General features: G+C 62.2%; 13 protein-coding genes. 9 read left to right on the top strand and 4 right to left on the bottom strand.

The window, feature by feature from the left end:
• Positions 1-57 precede the first annotated feature (57 nt).
• Positions 58-1,419, bottom strand: a complete 1,362-nt coding sequence (locus LDN90_RS08410) for an MFS transporter (RefSeq protein ID WP_216923039.1) — start codon at positions 1,417-1,419, stop codon at positions 58-60.
• Between the two features lie 35 nt (positions 1,420-1,454).
• Positions 1,455-2,393 carry a PAC2 family protein gene (locus LDN90_RS08405; RefSeq protein ID WP_216923036.1) on the bottom strand — a complete coding sequence of 313 codons (939 nt, stop codon included), beginning with the start codon at positions 2,391-2,393 and terminating at the stop codon, positions 1,455-1,457.
• A gap of 335 nt (positions 2,394-2,728) precedes the next feature.
• Here LDN90_RS08405 and LDN90_RS08400 point away from each other — a divergent pair, with 335 nt between their 5' ends.
• The 5 genes from LDN90_RS08400 (at position 2,729) to LDN90_RS08380 (ending at position 8,957) form a co-directional block, all read left to right on the top strand.
• A complete protein-coding gene (locus LDN90_RS08400; protein ID WP_216923034.1) occupies positions 2,729-4,252 on the top strand; it encodes a leucyl aminopeptidase in 1,524 nt (507 codons plus the stop codon).
• A gap of 299 nt (positions 4,253-4,551) precedes the next feature.
• Positions 4,552-5,934 carry a dihydrolipoyl dehydrogenase gene (lpdA, locus tag LDN90_RS08395; RefSeq protein WP_216923032.1) on the top strand — a complete coding sequence of 461 codons (1,383 nt, stop codon included), beginning with the start codon at positions 4,552-4,554 and terminating at the stop codon, positions 5,932-5,934.
• 114 nt (positions 5,935-6,048) lie between these two features.
• Positions 6,049-7,800: a 2-oxoglutarate dehydrogenase, E2 component, dihydrolipoamide succinyltransferase gene (sucB, locus tag LDN90_RS08390; protein ID WP_223948645.1), complete on the top strand. Its 1,752-nt coding sequence runs from the start codon at positions 6,049-6,051 to the stop codon at positions 7,798-7,800.
• A gap of 187 nt (positions 7,801-7,987) precedes the next feature.
• Positions 7,988-8,341 carry a hypothetical protein gene (locus tag LDN90_RS08385; protein ID WP_216923028.1) on the top strand — a complete coding sequence of 118 codons (354 nt, stop codon included), beginning with the start codon at positions 7,988-7,990 and terminating at the stop codon, positions 8,339-8,341.
• A 187-nt stretch (positions 8,342-8,528) separates the two neighbouring features.
• Positions 8,529-8,957: an OsmC family protein gene (locus LDN90_RS08380; protein ID WP_223948644.1), complete on the top strand. Its 429-nt coding sequence runs from the start codon at positions 8,529-8,531 to the stop codon at positions 8,955-8,957.
• 137 nt (positions 8,958-9,094) lie between these two features.
• Here LDN90_RS08380 and LDN90_RS08375 read toward each other — a convergent pair whose 3' ends face one another.
• Positions 9,095-12,604 (bottom strand): S41 family peptidase, encoded by a 3,510-nt coding sequence (locus tag LDN90_RS08375; protein ID WP_223948643.1) that lies wholly within the window; start codon positions 12,602-12,604, stop codon positions 9,095-9,097.
• A 97-nt stretch (positions 12,605-12,701) separates the two neighbouring features.
• Here LDN90_RS08375 and LDN90_RS08370 point away from each other — a divergent pair, with 97 nt between their 5' ends.
• Positions 12,702-13,601, top strand: coding sequence for a TIGR01777 family oxidoreductase (locus tag LDN90_RS08370; RefSeq protein ID WP_223948642.1), 900 nt, complete (start codon positions 12,702-12,704; stop codon positions 13,599-13,601).
• Positions 13,602-13,656: 55 nt separating this feature from the next.
• On the opposite strand, the gene LDN90_RS08365 is transcribed toward LDN90_RS08370, so the two are convergent.
• Entirely contained in the window at positions 13,657-15,261 is a 1,605-nt protein-coding gene (locus LDN90_RS08365; protein WP_223948641.1) for a serine/threonine-protein kinase, read from the bottom strand.
• A gap of 150 nt (positions 15,262-15,411) precedes the next feature.
• Here LDN90_RS08365 and lipB point away from each other — a divergent pair, with 150 nt between their 5' ends.
• From lipB to LDN90_RS08350, 3 genes are all read left to right on the top strand, one after another.
• Complete coding sequence (lipB, locus tag LDN90_RS08360; RefSeq protein ID WP_216923018.1) at positions 15,412-16,080, top strand: lipoyl(octanoyl) transferase LipB; 669 nt, start codon at positions 15,412-15,414, stop codon at positions 16,078-16,080.
• A complete protein-coding gene (gene lipA / locus LDN90_RS08355; protein ID WP_223948640.1) occupies positions 16,077-17,084 on the top strand; it encodes a lipoyl synthase in 1,008 nt (335 codons plus the stop codon). Before lipB ends, lipA begins: the two co-directional genes overlap by 4 nt.
• Before the next feature lie 114 nt (positions 17,085-17,198).
• Positions 17,199-17,960: a DUF4191 domain-containing protein gene (locus LDN90_RS08350; RefSeq protein WP_216923014.1), complete on the top strand. Its 762-nt coding sequence runs from the start codon at positions 17,199-17,201 to the stop codon at positions 17,958-17,960.
• Positions 17,961-17,981: the final 21 nt, after the last annotated feature.

The raw sequence follows: 17,981 nt of genomic DNA, 5'->3' as shown, positions 1-17,981 counted from the left end.
GTGGCCACATAAGGACAAACCACGAAAATGCCCTTACCCGGAGGTTGGTGCCTGCAGTTATTCCTTGCTTCCTTCATCAGACTGCGCACGTGCCGCACGCCGGCGCTCGATCCTTTCGCGGCGCTGCCGGGCCAAGGCTGCAGCCAACGGAGGCACGTGGACGCCCTGCTCGGCCATCTGCAACCGCACCTTCCGTCGGGTCAGCATGATAAGGACCGTCCCGATGCCCAGCAGGACAAACTGGACGCTGAGGGCTACACGGAACGGATCAAGGCCGTACAAGTCCCCGCCTGAGAATCCGCTCGCGTTCAGGACGTCCAGGACCAGGCCAATCAGGTAGATCGCCACCAAGGCAGCGATGAACCCGCCCACGTTGACGATGCCTGTCGCGGTACCAATACGGTGGGAAGGATTGAACGTCCGCGCGAAGTCGAAGCCAATCATGGAGCCCGGGCCGCCAACTGCCAACACCACCACCAGGATCACGAGGAGCCACAGTGGCGCCCGGTCAGGAAGGATGAGCACTGCCGCCCAAGCCAACGCAGTAGACGCAGTGATCAGCAGGACCATGGCTGAGCGGCGCATTGGGTGTTTGGAGACGAACCGCCCAAATCCAGGCCCCGAGACGATTGCGGTTGCCACGAACAAGGCCATCAAAGCCGAGACCGTCCCCGCATCAAGCCCCTGGGCAGAGAGGAGGAACGGATAACCCCATGTCATTGCAAAGAGGTTGCCACTGAACTGGACGGTGAAATGGCTCCACAAGCCAAGCCGGGTGCCTGGCTGCTTCCAAGCGCGTGACAAGGAGACTCCGGTAGCCCGAAGTCCCTGCCCGGTCTCCCGCGGGGGATGCCCGGGAGGCTGGTCCCGCAACAGCACGAGGACCAGGACGACAGCCAGCACGGACATCGCCGCGAGTGACATGAAGGCGGGCGTCCAGCCGGCAGAGTGAAGGAGCAAGGCGAAAGGCACCACGCTGAAGAGTTGGCCCAACTGCCCGCACATTCCGGTCAGCTGGGTAACCACGGGGACCCTGGCCGGACTGAACCACAAGGGAACGAGCCGGATGACGGAGATGAATGTCATGGCGTCACCGGCTCCCACCAGGACACGCCCCAGTACCCCTCCAGGAATGCTATCGGCGAAGGCGAGCTGCAACTGCCCCAGTCCCATCAGGATGGCACCGCCGGCAATCATGACCCGCGATCCAAACCTGTCCACCAGGACGCCGACCGGGATTTGCAAGCCGGCGTAGACAAGCAACTGCAAGACGGTAAAAAAGGAGATGGCCGAAGCACTGGCATGGAAGCGTTCTGTTGCTTCCAAACCCGCGACACCAAATGAGGTTCGCTGTGCTACGGCCACCAGGTAGGCAAAGACGCCGATCGTCCAGATGAGCCAGGCGCGGGGAGCAGTCACTCCTCAATTATGCCCGCGAACGGTTCAAAGCTGATTTATTGAGGCGAGTCTTTACGCGCCAGATATGCCTCCACAGCCGCTCCGATGTCCTCGGCGTTGGGCAGTTCGTCGTTCTCATCGGCGAGCAACGAACGCCGGACGATGCCCTCGGATTTTTCGTCGTACCGGGCCTCCAGGTTGGCGACTACGGCCTGCACTTCCTCGGAGGCTTCAATCTGCTCCGCAATCTGCCGGCCTACTTCCCGGCCGGCTTCCCGAAGCCGGTCAGTGGGAAGCATTAGGGATGTGGCCGCGCCGAGGTACTCCAGCCCTGCCACCGCCGCTGGAGGATATTCGGCCTCAGCCAAATAGTGGGGCACGTGAATGACATAGCCAGCAACATGGCGTTCGGCCTCGGTGAGCCGGAGTTCAAGGATATGGCCAATGGCGGCGGGGACTTCGACCGTTGGCTTCCAGCTCGAGATACCTTCGATGAGCTCGGGCCGGTTGCCGTGAACGGTTACTCCCACCGGGCGCGTATGCGGTACGGGCATGGGAATGGAGTGAATCCAAGTCACCAGGTTGACGTCGAGTTTCTCCACGATTCCCACGACGGCACGGGAGAATCGCTCCCACTGCAAGTCGGGTTCGAAGCCGGCGAGCAGCAGGAAGGGCTGGCCCAGGCCGTCCGTGAGCTTGTAGAGCGCCAGCTTGGGTGCCTGATAGTCCTGCAAATGGTCTTCGACGAAGCTGATGTGGGGGCGCCGTGAGCGATAGTCGATGAGCTGGTCGGCGTCGAACATGGCTACCACCTCAGCGTCGAGTTGGTCCAGGAGTTCCGCGTTGATCTGCCTGACTACATGACCGGCATCGGCAAAGCCCGTGAAACCCATGACCATATTCAGCCCCCGCAGTTCCGGGCTGTGGAAAATCTCGATGTTGCTCGCATAGAGCGCCTCGGGGTCCAGGAGGGAGCCGGATATCCGTTCAAACACGGCATGTTCCTTTCGCAGTGGCAAAGTTCGGTGCCCCCATGCACCCCTGGTCATGGCGTCGCTGACGCCATGACTGCGGTGTGGGGACTCTGTGTCTCTTTGTACAACGCTGCACGTCCAGTAGGCATTCCTGCCGTTGGTGTGCCGCAGCTCTCATTTAATTGCTGTCAGCAGCCTGCGAGAGACTACGATCGAAACGGGCCGACGTCCTTTTGCGACGCTTGACCTGAAGACCAAGGCCGCCGTCGGAACAGGACGTCGGGCGCGTACCGGGGCAGGCCCGCCAAACATGCGGCCCCGCCATGCAATGCAGAGAGAAGTGAGGAAACATCCTCGTGGTCAAGACTACTGACATCATCCTCGGCGTCATCGCCAAGGACCTGAAAAAGTCACCCAGCGACGCACTTGTGATCGGAGTTGCCCAGGGCTCGGACGGACCAGTGCTGCTGGAAAACCCGCTGAGTGCCAAGGCCGCCGAATCCGTGGAGGGATCACTGAAGCTCCTTGGAGTCTCGGGTGCGCCCGACCAAGCGCACCGCCTTCCGGGTTTGCCGGAAACGGGCTCAGGGATCCTGGTCCTGGCAGGCGTGGGCAAATTGTCCGAGGACGGCACCATCCCTGAAGAAGCGCTGCGCCGGGCAGCCGGGTCCGCTGTCAGGCAACTTGCCGGAGTCCCCTCAGTGACGTTGGCGTTCCCGACGACGTCCGTCACCGACGTCGCCGCAGTCGCCGAAGGTGCCGCCATGGGCGCCTATTCCTACACCGAACACCGTTCCAGCAAGGACGGGCTCAAGGATCCGGTTGCCAAGGTTCTGATCGTCACCGGCGTTGACGCCAAAGCTGCCCAACCTGCACTTGACCGTGCAACAGTCGTGGGCAGGGCCGTCAACGCAACGCGTACGCTCGTGAACCAGCCGCCCAGCCACTTGTACCCCGAGTCATTCGCCGAATCTGCCAAGGAACTCGCAAAGGGTCTTCCCGTAAAGGTGACGGTCTGGGACGAAAAGCGCCTGGAAAAGGAGGGCTTTGGCGGCATCCTCGGCGTTGGCAAGGGTTCAACCCGTCAGCCCCGCCTGGTCAAGGTCGAATATGCTCCGGCAAAGGCCACCCGGAAGATCGCGCTCGTTGGCAAGGGCATTACCTTCGACACCGGCGGTATCTCCATTAAGCCCGCCCTCGGCATGGGCGACATGAAGAGCGATATGGCGGGCGCCGCCGTCGTTCTTAATACTGTCCTTGCCATCGCCTCGCTCGGCCTGCCTATCAAGGCAACCGCTTGGCTTTGTATTGCGGAGAACATGCCGTCCGGCGCCGCCCAGCGACCCGCTGACGTCCTTACTGTCTATGGCGGAAAGACAGTAGAGGTCCTGAACACCGACGCCGAGGGCCGCCTGGTCATGGCCGATGGCTTGGTGGCCGCGAGCTTGGAAAAGCCGGACGCAATCATCGACGTCGCAACACTCACAGGTGCCCAGCTCATCGCACTCGGATTGCGCACGGCAGGAGTGATGGGTTCCGATTCGGTGACGGCAGCGTTGAAGTCCGCCGCTGACAGGGCCGGCGAGCTTGTCTGGCCGATGCCGCTCCCTGAGGAACTGCGTCCCAGCTTGGACTCCCAGGTGGCGGACCTTGCCAACATTGGCGAGCGTAACGGCGGAATGATGACAGCCGCTGTCTTCCTGCGTGAATTCGTAGGCAAGAACGGCGACGGCCAGCAGATCCCCTGGGCCCACGTCGACATTGCCGGCCCATCGTTCAACAACGGCAGCCCCTACGGGTACACGCCGAAGCAAGGAACCGGATGCACAGTCCGTACCTTGGTGGCCTACGCAGAGGATCTGTTGGCAGCCTCCGCGTAAGTAACCCACTCCACCGCGGTTGGAACGGGCAGTGCGGGTAGAGCGGATGCGTCCGCGCTACCCGCACAACCCCGGAATTATGCGGTGTGTAGCGCTGTGTCACAAGTGAACGTGAGTCTGGACACAAGCGCTCCACAAACGCCCGTGGAGGGTGGAGCATGGGTAGGTGGTTCGCTAAGGTGAACTCGATAGTCACAAATGCAAGAGAACTTAGGTGCTGGCATAATCACGGCAGAACAAGTTCCAAAGACCCGATGACACGCAGTCCCGTGTCATCATTCACGCGAGGGAGCGTTTTAGTGGCCGATCAGGCAACTGCGCAAGAATTCGACATCCTGGTACTCGGTGGCGGCAGCGGCGGCTACGCCACCGCTTTGCGGGCCGTACAGCTTGGGTTCACCGTTGGCCTTGTGGAAAAGGCAAAGCTCGGCGGAACCTGCCTGCACAATGGCTGTATCCCCACCAAGGCACTCCTGCACTCGGCTGAACTGGCCGATCACGCACGCGATTCCGCCAAGTACGGCGTGAACGTCACGCTCGACGGCATCGACATGTCTGCCGTGAACGCGTACAAGGACGGCATTATTGCCGGCAAGTTCAAGGGCCTCCAGGGACTCATCAAGTCCAAGGGCATCACCGTCATCGAGGGTGAAGGCAAGCTTCAGGGCAACAACACCATCGTCGTGAACGGCACCGCGTACACGGGCAAGAACATTGTCCTGGCAACCGGTTCGTACTCGCGCTCCCTCCCCGGCCTGGAAATCGGCGGCAGGGTCATTACCTCTGACCAGGCCCTCACCATGGACTACATTCCCAAGAGTGCGATCGTCCTGGGCGGCGGCGTCATCGGCGTCGAATTCGCTTCCGTTTGGAAGTCCTTCGGCGTGGACGTCACCATCATCGAAGGCCTGCCCTCCCTGGTTCCCAACGAGGATGCCTCCATCGTCAAGAACCTGGAACGCGCCTTCAAGAAGCGCGGCATCAAGTTCACCACCGGCATCTTCTTCCAGGGCGTGGAACAGAACGACGACGGCGTCAAGGTCACCCTTGTGGACGGCCAGACTTTCGAAGCCGAGCTCCTGCTCGTGGCAGTCGGACGTGGTCCGGTCACTGCCAACCTCGGTTACGAAGAAGCAGGTCTCACCATCGACCGCGGCTTCGTTATTACCAACGAGCGCCTCCACACCGGTGTTGGCAACATCTATGCAGTCGGCGACATCGTCCCCGGCGTCCAGCTCGCACACCGCGGCTACCAGCAGGGCATCTTCGTGGCCGAGGAGATCGCCGGCCTGAACCCAGCGATCGTCGAAGACATCAACATCCCCAAGGTCACCTATTGCGAACCTGAAATCGCAACGGTCGGCTACACGGAAAAAGCCGCCAAGGAGAAGTTCGGCGACGACCAAGTACAGACCCAGGAATACAACCTTGCCGGCAACGGCAAGAGTTCCATCCTCGGTACCGGTGGCATCGTCAAGCTCGTTCGCCAAAAGGATGGCCCCGTCGTCGGCATCCACATGATCGGCTCCCGCATGGGTGAGCAGATCGGTGAAGCCCAGCTCATCGTGAACTGGGAAGCCTACCCCGAGGACGTGGCCCAGCTGGTCCACGCCCACCCCACCCAGAACGAAAGCCTGGGCGAAGCCCACCTCGCCCTCGCGGGCAAGCCGCTCCACGGCTAAGTCTTTACCCAAGACAAACGGGTAGGGTGCATGCGGCGGAATCTGCCGCATGCACCCTGCCCGGACCAGCAGAATTCATCCGCACAAAAGATCAATAAGGAGAACGGGGACGACATGTCTGAATCCGTTAACTTGCCCGCCCTCGGTGAGAGTGTCACCGAAGGAACCGTCACCCGCTGGCTCAAGCAGGTTGGTGACCGGGTAGAGATCGACGAGCCGTTGCTCGAGGTTTCCACCGACAAAGTAGACACCGAAATCCCTTCTCCGATCGCTGGCGTCATCGAAGAAATCCTCGTCGCTGAAGACGAGACTGCAGAGGTTGGCGCCCCCTTGGTACGCATCGGCGACGGCTCCGGCTCCGCCGCACCGGCTACTGAGGAAGCACCCGCCGCTCAGGAAGCACCCGCTGCTGCCGAGCAGACTGCTCCCGCAGAAGAGGCTCCCGCTGCCCCGGCTGCTGAGGAACCCCAGGCCGAAGCTCCTGCCGCTTCCGGTGGCGAAGGCCACGAAGTAACCCTCCCCGCCTTGGGCGAGAGCGTTACCGAAGGCACGGTCACCCGCTGGCTCAAGGCTGTCGGTGACACCGTGGAGGTGGATGAGCCGCTTCTTGAGGTTTCCACAGACAAGGTCGATACCGAGATTCCTTCCCCGGTTGCAGGCACCCTGCAGGAAATCCGCGTCAACGAAGACGAAACCGCCGAAGTTGGATCGGTTCTGGCTGTTATCGGCTCCGGCGCGGCAGCCCCCGCCGCTGCTCCGGCTCCCGCGGCTCCTGCCGCTGAAGCTCCGGCCGCTGCACCGGCACCTGCTGCCGCACCCGCTGCTGCACCTGCTCCGGCTGCTGCCGCACCTGCCGCTGCACCGGCACCTGCTGCCGCACCGGCTCCCGCTGCTGCACCGGCAGAAGCCGGCTCGTCTTCCGAGTCCGGTTACGTCACTCCCCTGGTGCGCAAGCTGGCAAACCAGCAGGGCGTCGACATCGCATCTGTGTCCGGCACCGGCGTCGGTGGCCGCATCCGCAAGCAGGATGTCCTTGCCGCTGCCGAAGCCAAGCAAGCCGCAGCCGCGCCGGCCGCAGCGCCTGCTGCAGCTCCTGCTGCAGCTCCTGCCGCCAAGTCCGCAGCACCCGTTGTTGCTTCCTCCCTGCGAGGCACCACCGAAAAAGCTCCGCGTATCCGGCAGGTCATCGCACGCCGCATGCGCGAGTCGCTGGAAGTCTCCACCCAGCTGACGCAGGTGCACGAGGTCGACATGACCAAGATCGCCAAGCTCCGCCTCAAGGCCAAGAACTCGTTCCAGGCCCAGAACGGCGTGAAGTTGACGTTCCTCCCGTTCATTGCCAAGGCTGTGGCGGAAGCACTGAAGCAGCACCCCAAGCTGAACGCTGCCTACGACGAATCCAAGCAGGAAATCACCTACCACAACGCCGAACACCTGGCGATTGCGGTAGACACCGACAAGGGCCTGCTGGTTCCGGTCATCTCCGACGCCGGAAACCTCAACCTCGCAGGCCTCGCCGGCAAGATCGCTGACGTCGCAGGACGCACCCGTGATGGAAAGATCGGCCCGGATGAGTTGTCCGGCGGTACGTTCAGCATCACCAACATCGGTTCTGTTGGCGCCTTGTTCGACACCCCGATCATCAACCAGCCGCAGGTCGGCATCCTGGGTACGGGCGCAATCGTCAAGCGCGCGGTCGTGGTGGCCGACGAAAACGGCGACGATTCGATTGCCATCCGCTCCATGATGTACCTGTCCCTCACGTACGACCACCGTCTGGTGGACGGCGCGGACGCTGGCCGCTTCCTCCAGACCCTCAAGGCCCGCCTTGAGGAAGGTGCTTTCGAAGCAGATCTTGGTCTCTAAGCCCAAGCGTTAGCAGGGACCCTCCTCACCGAGGGCGCTCTGGTCAACCAGGCGGGGCAGGCTCCGGGGAAACCCGGTAGCCTGCCCCGCTTCGTTGTTGTCCCAGACCGTTTTGTCCGCCGCGCTGTTTGCCGGCCTAAGCGTGGCTTTGCTACGGGACGTAGAAGCAACTGGATAAGCTGGGGCCATGAGTATTCTCTTCAGCATCCTGGTGTTCTTGCACATCGTCGGCGCGGCCATGATTGTGGGCTACTGGATCGCCACCATCAAGACGCCTACCGTCCACCCCCGCCAGCGGGATGGCGCATTCCTTCAGCTGCTCACGGGCATTGCCATGATGGGCCTCCTGCCACTGATGCCGGATGCCCATCCCAACTACTTCAAGCTCGGTATAAAGTTCGCCATCGGCGTGGCTGTTGCTGTTCTGGCCGTCATCGGCTCCCGCAAGGTCAAGAAGGGCGAGCCAGTCTCCACCGGCCTCGCTCACGGCGTTGGCGGACTGGCCTTGGTGAACATCGCCATCGCAACACTCTGGAACTGAAAGTACGCGGAAGCAGCCCATCCGCCTTTGCCGGGCGGGTAGGCTGCTTTCTTCAAGGCAAGCTAGGGGTCACAATCCACTGACAGCGGAATGACAGTGCAGCGCAGCGCGCAAATCCATAGGATTGATCCCGGTGGCATCCGGCGATGGCTGGTTGCCGACGCACAAACGACCCCAAGGAGTGGACATGGCAGCAACACGCACCGCACACACGGTTTGGAACGGCAACCTGATCGAGGGCGCTGGCAACACGACGCTGGATAGCTCAGGCTTGGGCACCTTCGATGTCACTTGGAAGGCACGCACCGAGCAGTCCGGTGGCAAGACAAGCCCGGAAGAACTGATCGCTGCAGCGCACTCCGCGTGCTTCTCCATGGCCTTCAGCAACGAGCTTGCACAGGGGGGCTTTACCCCTGAAGAAATCCAGACCAAGGCCGACGTGACCTTCGTCCCCGGCACCGGTATCACTGGCAGCCACCTGACGATGACCGCCAGGATCCCCGGCATTTCCGAAGAGGATTTCCGCCGTATCTCCGAAGCGGCAAAGACCGGTTGCCCTGTTTCCGGCGCGCTGGCCAGCATCGACATCACGCTGGACGCAACGCTGGCCTCGTAGCGTCGGGCACCGCTTCACAGCACTAAGACAGCATCAAAGCAAAGGCCCCGCTGCCTCTCCCGTCAGGGAAGGCCGCGGGGCCTTTCGCTCGTTCCCAGCTCAGCGCACTGGAACTACGCAAAGTTGGCGCTGGGCTGCTAGCCCTGTTGCGGACGCGCGGGCAACGGCGCGGGCCGCACCTGGCTGTAGCCTTCACGCAACGGCGGGCGGTCCGTAGGTAGCTCCTGGATCATCTCCTTGAGGGCACCAATGCCGTACTCGAGTTGCGGGTCGCTGCCTGCTGCATAGGCATGCGGGGGGAAGAGCACCTCGATATCCGGCTCCACGCCACGGTTTTCAACATCCCAGCCGATCCCACCGCCAAACCACGTGGCGTAGCGGGGCTGCGTCACCCCGGTACCGTCGGCCAGCGCAAAGCGGTTGTCAATCCCCACAACGCCACCCCAAGTCCTTACGCCAATGACCGGGCCAATGCCCCTCAGTTTGGATACTTGGGTGATGATGTCGCCATCTGATCCAGCAAATTCATCTGCCAGGATAATCACTGGACCCCGGGGAGCATGGTGCGGGTAAGTCCGCGGCTTCTCGCCACGCGGCATACTCCACCCAGTGACCTTCCGGCCAATAAGCTCGGCCACGAGCTGTGAAGTGTGGCCCCCACGGTTGCGCCGTACGTCTACGATCAACCCGTCCAAGGCAGTTTCCGTATCGAGGTCACGATGCAGCTGTGCCCAACCATTGGCCATCATGTCAGGGATATGCAGGTAGCCGAACTTACCGCCGGATGCCTCCCGTACCGTGCGCCGGTTGGCCCGGACCCAGTCCTGGTAGCGCAACCGCTCCTCGTCCCGGATGGGGACAACGGCAACGCGGCGCTGGGCACCCGCAGCTGCGCCATGTCCTGGGCCATTCAAGAGTGTCAATTCAACGGTTCGTCCCGCTGCACCCACCAATTGCATGGCAGGCGTCAGGGCAGCGGAAAGCTCGACGCCGTCAATCGCCAGGAGGACGTCGCCCACCTTCGCATCCGCGCCCGGACGCGTTAAGGGCGAGGTTGCCAGAGGATCGGAAGACTCGCCAGCCAGGATTCTGGTGATCTCCCAGCCTTTGCTGCCGAGCTGAAACTCAGCGCCAAGTCTGCCTTGACCATTGCGGCCAGGTTCAGTGACAGCTGCGGGCCGCACATAGGCATGCGAGGTTCCCAGTTCGCCGTGGATCTCCCACAACAGGTCCACGAGGTCGTCATGGGACCCCAGCCGGTCCACGATCGGACGGTAGCGTTTGTAGACGGAATCCCAGTCCTGGCCAGCCATGTCCGGCGCCCAGAAGAAGTCCCTCTGCAAGCGCCATGCTTCATCAAAGGCCTGCCCCCAGGCAGCCACGGGATCCAGGATTACACGGATCCTGTTCAGGTCCACTTTGACCAGTTCCCCGGATTCCTCGTCCACCTTGCTGTCTGACGGGACCGACATGATCTGCTTATCAAGGACATAGACAACCCTCTTGCGATCACCTGACAACCGGTAGCTGTCCACAGCAGCGACGAGGGTGGTTTCCTTGCGCTTGGCAAGGTCAAAGCGCACCAGGGCTGGGGCTGTCTTCTTATCCTGCAGAGTGCCCTTTCCTTCGCCGGTGACACCGGAAAGCTCAGTATCGAGCCACAGCAGCGCCCCGTCACCGGCAGCGAGTCCAGAGTAGTTTCCCTGTGGCACGGGAACCGTGATGACGCGGTGTGCAAGGCCTTCCGCGTCCACGCGCACAACTGGCGCGTCGCCGTCGTCGTGCTTTGCCGTTGTGGCTTGTACGTCCTCAAGGGTGTCCACGGACGGCCCAAAAGGAGACGGCGTATCAGCGGCCAGAGCCAGCAGGTACGGCTTGATGGGGCTCGGGAAGGAAAGGTCGAACGAATGGCCGTCATAGACGGGGTCGAAGCTCCTGTTGGACAGGAACGCCAGGAACTTCCCGTCGGGGGTGAATCGGGGTGATTCATCGCAGAAGCGTCCGTCGGTGGCATCGATGATGCCGGTGCCGGATGCCGAAGGCCTTGCCAGGCGAAGTTTGCTTCGGGAACCGAAGGACGTCACCGGCTCGGACCAGGCAAGCCACTGCGAATCAGCAGACCACGACAATTGATCCACGCTGCCTTCGCCGATACTGACCAAACGAGTCAATGCCCCGGAGACAGTGTCAGCTACGAAAACGTCTCCAAAAGCCGTGCCGATGGCCAGCCAACGGCCATCGGGGCTGGCCTCCAGTGCGCTCGTCCTTGTTGGTGCAGGGAACTCCAGCCGGAGATCGTCCGCTTGGTCTTCCCGTGTGGCTGCGACCTGTACCGCCGTTTCCCCCACGGTGTCTGGTGAGGGGTCCGCATGGGCGGCTTCATCGGAGGGTTCGTCCATCTCGCCCATATTCACCGATTGGTTGACTGGCTGGTTTGCGGCGGAACCTTGCCCCAGGACGTTGGCTGCAGAGACCGGCTTAGGAAGACCGTCGGCATCACTTGAAACAACAGCGGGTTCCGCGGCCTTCGGCACCTCAACAACTCCGGACAAGCGCGCGGCGATGCGCTTGACGTACAAAGCCTCCACTCCCCCGTGGTCGGCCACATAAGCGATCCGACCATCCGTCAACGGCCGCGGAAGGCGGGCCCGGACGCCCGGCGTCACTTCGACCACCCGCGATGGGCCGTCCTTATGGCGGAGCCAATGGATGGTGCCATGTGCCTCTACCGCACTGGCTGTTCCTGCAACGTTCGGAAATACGTCGCCCAAATGCTCAGATGCTTTCAGTGGGGCGGGACGCCGCGCCGGTGATGCAGAACCGAGCGTGATCTCCAGCTTCACAGCTTCAGCATCGGCATCGAGTGAGGGCAGGATCCAGAGCTCACCGGCCGATTCGAAGATAATCCGCTGGCCGTCCGTGCTGGCGTGCCGAACATAGAAATCCTCATGGTCCGTGTGGCGGCGCAGTCCTGAACCATCAGGAAGAACGGAGTAGAGGTTTCCGTAGCCTTCGTGGTCTGAAAGGAAGGCGATGCGCCCCTTGACCCATAGCGGGTCAGTCAGGTTGCCCTCAATTTCGGGGATCAAGCGTTCGAACTCACCATTGCCGTCTGCGTCGATCCACAACTTTCCGGCAGTGCCACCCCGGTAGCGCTTCCACCAAGCCGGTTCCCGGGAAAGGACACTCGCCAGGACAACGGGCTTCTCGTCACCGATTTCTGGTCCGAAGGCAACGCCCTCCACCGGTCCGAAAGGAAGTTCGACGGCGGCACCTCCCTCCAAGGGAAGGCTATAGGCGTACGTGTGGCGGCTCTCGGACTGCTGGAACGCGCTGGTTACCAGGACGTTCCCAGCAGGCGTGAAACCCTTGACCCGGGTTGTGGTGTGTCCAAAGTAGCTCAGCTGCTTATGGCCGCCACCGTCGACGTCCGCGGTGACAACCTCCGGTGAGGTACCAACAACAGCAGTCCACACGAGCCGCTTGCCATCGGGAGTGAAGCGTGGGTTCCTTGCCGGCATTTGCTGGGACGAAACACGCCAGGCCCGGCCGCCTGAGACGGGGGCGATCCAGATGTCGTCTTCGGCCACGAACGTGACCAATTCGCCATGCACATGCGGGAAACGGAGGTAGCTGGAGGAGGTCATTGTTCGATCATAGTCAAGAGGCACGGTGTCAAGAGGCACCCGCCCCGCGCTTCGCACGCTGTTTCTGACTCATGCGTGGGTCGTGATGAGATGAGTCATGCGAATCGTAATGTCCGGAGCCTCAGGGATGATCGGGACGGCAGTGTCGGAGCACTTGAAAAGTGCAGGTGACGACGTCATCCGGCTGGTGCGGCGGCCTGCAATGACTGACGACGAAAGGACATGGGATCCAGCCGCGGGAGACTTGGACGAGGCTGTCCTGGAAGGCGCGGACGCTGTGGTGAACTTGTCCGGCGCCGGCATAGGCGACCGCCCCTGGACCAGGCGCAGAATTGCTGTCATTCGTGACTCGCGCCTTCAGACCACCCGGACGCTGACTGCGGCCATGCGTCGCCTTGGTCAGCCTAAGTTGTCCTTCGTCAGCCAGTCAGCGTCCGGCTACTACGGCGCCTCCCGGCAAGGCCTCCTCCGCGAGGACTCGGGTCCAGGTGCGGGAGTGCTGGGACCGCTATGCGTCGAATGGGAGCAAACTGCCAGGACCGCTCCATCCAGCGTGCGGGTGGTGATACCCCGGACCGGAGTTGTCCTCAGCACTTCCGGCGGTGCGCTCGGACCGTTGCTTCCCCTGCTCAAGGTTGGGCTTGGTGGACCCTTCGGAAATGGGCGGCAATTCTGGCCGTGGATCACCCTTGCCGACGAAGCCGCTGCCCTGGCCTTCCTCCTCAAGTCCGATCTGGAAGGTGCGGTCAATGTATGCGCTCCGGAAAGCGCAGACGTCAACACGATCGTCCAGCGGCTTGCAAAAGCGTTCCACCGCCCAGCCTTCGTACGAATCCCCCGGCCCGCCCTTCGACTTGTCCTTGGCCAGCTTGCTGACGAACTGGTCCTGGCGAACCAAAGAATGGAGCCGGCAAAGCTTGCCGCCGCTGGATTTCACTGGCAACACCCCGGGCTCGATGAAGCCATGGAGTGGCTGACGGGCAGCCCTTCCAGCTGAACCGTTCCGAACCCCACGCCGCTACCCACGCCAAGGAACATCCCTGGCAGTACTGCTAACCGGGACCGAGAATGTCCGAGATGCTCCACTGCCCTGCCAACCTGACGAGGACGAGACGCAACTGTTGGGGCTCACCTGCGGGCTGGGACTTCACCAAACGATCGGAGCTGTCCCGCTCCTCGTAGCCGGAGGTCGTCGCAGTCAGGGCAACGACGGCGCGATCAACCTCGTGGGGGCCCAGCACCGATACACTGCTCAAGCTGGTGGTGAGTCCGGCAAAGTGGATACCCTCAGCCCCTAACTGCTGCTTCAACGTCTCATCCGCCGCTTGGGCAGGTGAGCCTGCTGCGTTGACGTTTGCAAGCAATTCAAGACGATCCAGCCCCAGCGCCATATCGCGCACGGCCGATAACGCGTGCACGGCGATTATCGGATCCTCAGAGCGGAGCGCCTCCAAGTGCGTGTCCGGAATGGGCTGGTCGGCTTGGGGAGCTTGGATCGCTGTCCCGGAACTTACTACGGACGTCGAACCCGACGCGGGCTCTTGGACTCCCAGCCAGAAGGCCCACCCAACCGCACCAACCGACACTCCCGCAGCCACCAGCAAGCCGACCCGAATGGCTATACGTGGCCCACGCTGCGGTTTCCTTTTTCGCGTTCGCCGTTCGGGACGCGGAGTCATTACTGTCCGCAAGGGCCGGAGCCGCAACACAGCCGAAGTCAATGGACTCCTGCGCTGAGGTCGTCCCCCGGCCTGCCGCCGCGTAAGCAGCTCCGGAATCACCGAGGAATGGACGGACCCAGCCAAATCCACAGGCTGTGCCGCAGCGCTGCGATAAATAGCTGTTCCCAGCTCCCGGGCGGTGGGACGCGCCCGGGGATCAGGATCCAGTCCCGCTTCAAGGGCAGCGGCAAGCCCTTTGGGGACATCGGGGACCAAGAGAGGCAGTGGTGGACGGTGCTTGGGGATCTCCGGCGCCATGCCCGTCAAGCAATACCACCCAAGCGCCGCCAGCGAATAGACGTCCCGTTCCGGCTGCAAGGCTTCTCTAGCTCCATCACCAGGGCCGGCCTGGGCGGAAACAGAAGTATCAACAAAGCCGTCGGTCCCGACGTCGAGGCTTTGATTCTCCTCCCCCACAACGCCAGCCACTCCAAGATCCGTCACCAGAGGCTTACCTTGTGCCGTAAACAACACGTTGCCTGGGGAAATATCCCCATGCGCCGTTCCCTGGGCATGCAGGTAAGCCAAGACCTGGGCAACAGGGGTCAGTACCGTCACAGTTTCCCCGACACTCAGCTGACGTCGCGCCTTCACCAGGTTCGCAAGGGAACCTCCTGGCGCGAAATCCATCACCAAGCCCAAACTGCCCCGTGCTTCGCCGCCCAGCTCCACCACATCATGAATCCGGATGAGGTGTTCGTGCCTAAGCGCCGACAGGATCCGAACCTCACGGAGGGCAGTTTCACGATTGGCTCCCCGCTGGCTGCGCTGATCCCCCTGGAGCGCGCCTGTGACGCATTTGATGGCGAACCGGGCATGGTCCTTGTCCCTGCTGGCGAGCCAGACCGTCGAGGACCCACCACTGCCCAGGTGGCGTGATGGCGTGTATCCCGGTATGTGCGGGACCGACGTGGCAGGAGCATCCGTAGTTTCCATATCCAAGGTCTACCGGATGATCCGATTTCCCGCAGAAGTTATCCACAGGCAGCTCCGGGTTGCGGGGCAGGAAAGCTACGCCGACGGATGCGACTGAGAGGTTCACCACAAAATCATGGTGAGTGACCTGCTGGGTCTAAGCTTGAACCCATGACTCTTGAGTTTTCACAACTGGGTCTTGCCCCGGATTTCGTTGATTATGTGCAGGGCTGGGACCTACAGCGCGAGATCCACAACAAAGTTGTTGCCGGCGAGAAGAACAGCACCGTCCTCCTCCTTGAGCACTCCGCCGTCTACACGGCTGGCAAGCTCACCGAAGACCACGAACGGCCCTTTGACGGCACCCCTGTGGTCGCCGTGGATCGTGGCGGCAAGTTAACGTGGCACGGCCCGGGACAACTCATCGCCTATCCGATCCTCAAGCTCAAGAACCGCGCGGGAATCCGGGACTACGTCGAGCGGCTCGAAGCAACCATGATCGCCGTCATGACGGACTATGGAATCCCAGCAGTAACCGTGAAGGGCCGGGCAGGCGTATGGATCCTCGCCGATGACAAGGGTCCGGACCGGAAGATTGCCGCGATCGGCATCCGCGTCCTTGACGGTGTCACCATGCATGGTGTCGCCATCAACTGCAGCAATGACCTCGCGCCGTACGCGCAGATTATTGCGTGCGGAATCACCGACGCCAGCGTCACCACCATGTCGCTGGAGACTGGCCGGACCATCAACCCGGCAGACATCGTTGACCGCTTCGTGGAAGAGTTCCGCAAGCATGAAGAAGCACTCGTTTCCACCCCAGAAGGAGCACTCCAGTGACCCTGGCACCTGAAGGCCGTAAGTTGCTGCGCGTTGAGCAGCGTAACTCGGCTGTCCCGGTTGAACGCAAGCCCGAGTGGATCAAGGCCAAGGTCCAGATGGGGCCGGAGTTCGTCGGGTTGAAGAACCTGGTGAAGAAGGAAGGCCTGCACACGGTGTGTGAAGAGGCCGGCTGCCCGAACATTTTCGAGTGCTGGGAAGACAAGGAAGCGACGTTCCTGATCGGCGGGTCCGAATGCACCCGGCGCTGTGATTTCTGCCAGATCGATACCGGCAAACCCTCCCCGGTGGACATGTTCGAACCCACCAAGGTGGCCCGGTCCGTGCAGGCCATGCAGCTGCGCTACGCCACCGTCACCGGGGTGGCCCGTGATGACCTGGCCGATGAAGGTGTCTGGCTGTACGCCGAAACCGTCCGCAAGATCCACGAACTGAACCCCGGCACCGGGGTGGAGCTGTTGATCCCGGACTTCTCCGGCAAACCCGAACACATCGCCGCGATCTGCGATTCCCGGCCCGAGGTGTTCGCGCACAACGTCGAGACCGTGCCCAGGATCTTCAAGCGGATCCGACCGGCGTTCCGGTACGAACGCTCCCTGGATGTCATCACCCAGGGCCGGGACCTGGGCATGGTGACCAAGTCCAACCTGATCCTGGGCATGGGCGAAACCCGCGAGGAAATCTCCGAAGCCCTCCGGGACCTGCACGCGGCCGGGTGTGATTTGATCACGATCACCCAGTACCTGCGCCCCTCCGAACGGCACCTGCCCGTGGACCGGTGGGTCAAGCCCCAGGAATTCGTGGACCTGCAGCACGAGGCAGAGGAAATCGGCTTCCTCGGTGTCATGTCCGGGCCCCTGGTGCGATCCTCGTACCGGGCCGGGCGTTTGTGGGCCACCGCGATGCGCAAGAAAGGCTGGGAAATCCCCGCCGCCCTGGCCCACATCGAGTCCTCCGGCACCACCCGCCAGGAAGCCTCCACCATCCTCGCCGCCCACGCCTGAACCCAGGTCGGCAAACACTTCACCAGCAACACCATGAAGCAGTACCGAAAGGGCCGGATGCCAAGCGTAATGGCGTCCGGTCCTTCGACGTACATCACGTAGAATTAAGGCACTATGGCGAATTCCTCTGATTCCAGCAAATCGACCCCCTCGGCCGACGCCCCCAAGCGTGGGCTGTTCCAGCGCAAGCCCAAGGAAGCCAAGGCCAAGAAGCCGAGCCAGCTGAAGCAGATCGCTGAAGTCTTCAAGATGACGCGGCGCAATGATCCCCAGGTCGTGTGGATCATGCTGCTGGCATTCCTGGCGGTAGTTGCCGTGGCCTTCCTCATCGGCTACCTCTTGGAAAACTGGGTTACCGGTCTCATCATCGGTATTCCGCTGGGTCTCCTGGCCGCCGTTTTCATCCTCTCCCGTCGCGCAGAGAAGGCTGCCTTCGCGCAGATCGAGAACCAGCCTGGTGCATCCGGCGCGGCCCTCGGTACCCTACGTCGCGGCTGGGTCACCCAGGATCAGCCGGTAGCAGTTAACCCGCGCACCCAGGACGCCGTGTTCATGGCAATTGGTCGTCCCGGCGTCGTTTTGGTCAGCGAAGGTCCCACGCATCGTGTCAAGCCGTTGGTGGAAGCCGAGCGCAAGCGCCTCTCGCGCATCCTGCCCAACGTCACCATCCACGTCCTCGAATCCGGTCGCGGCGAGGGCCAGGTGCCATTGAACAAACTCGCCAAGACCATGGGCAAGATGAAGAACGAACTCACCAAGGTGGAGGTCAACGCTGTTTCCAAGCGCATCAACTCCCTTGGTACCCGCCTGCCGATCCCCAAGGGCATTGACCCCTATAAGGCGCGTCCGGACCGCAAGGCTGCACGCGGACGCTGATTGTCCCTGGGCGCTTGAATG

It is taken from the genome of Arthrobacter sp. NtRootA1 (genome assembly GCF_019976975.1).
Classification (GTDB): Bacteria; Actinomycetota; Actinomycetes; order Actinomycetales; family Micrococcaceae; genus Arthrobacter; species Arthrobacter aromaticivorans.
The sequence above is the reverse complement of the archived record's forward strand: the minus strand, read 5'-3'. Positions and strand labels throughout refer to the sequence as shown.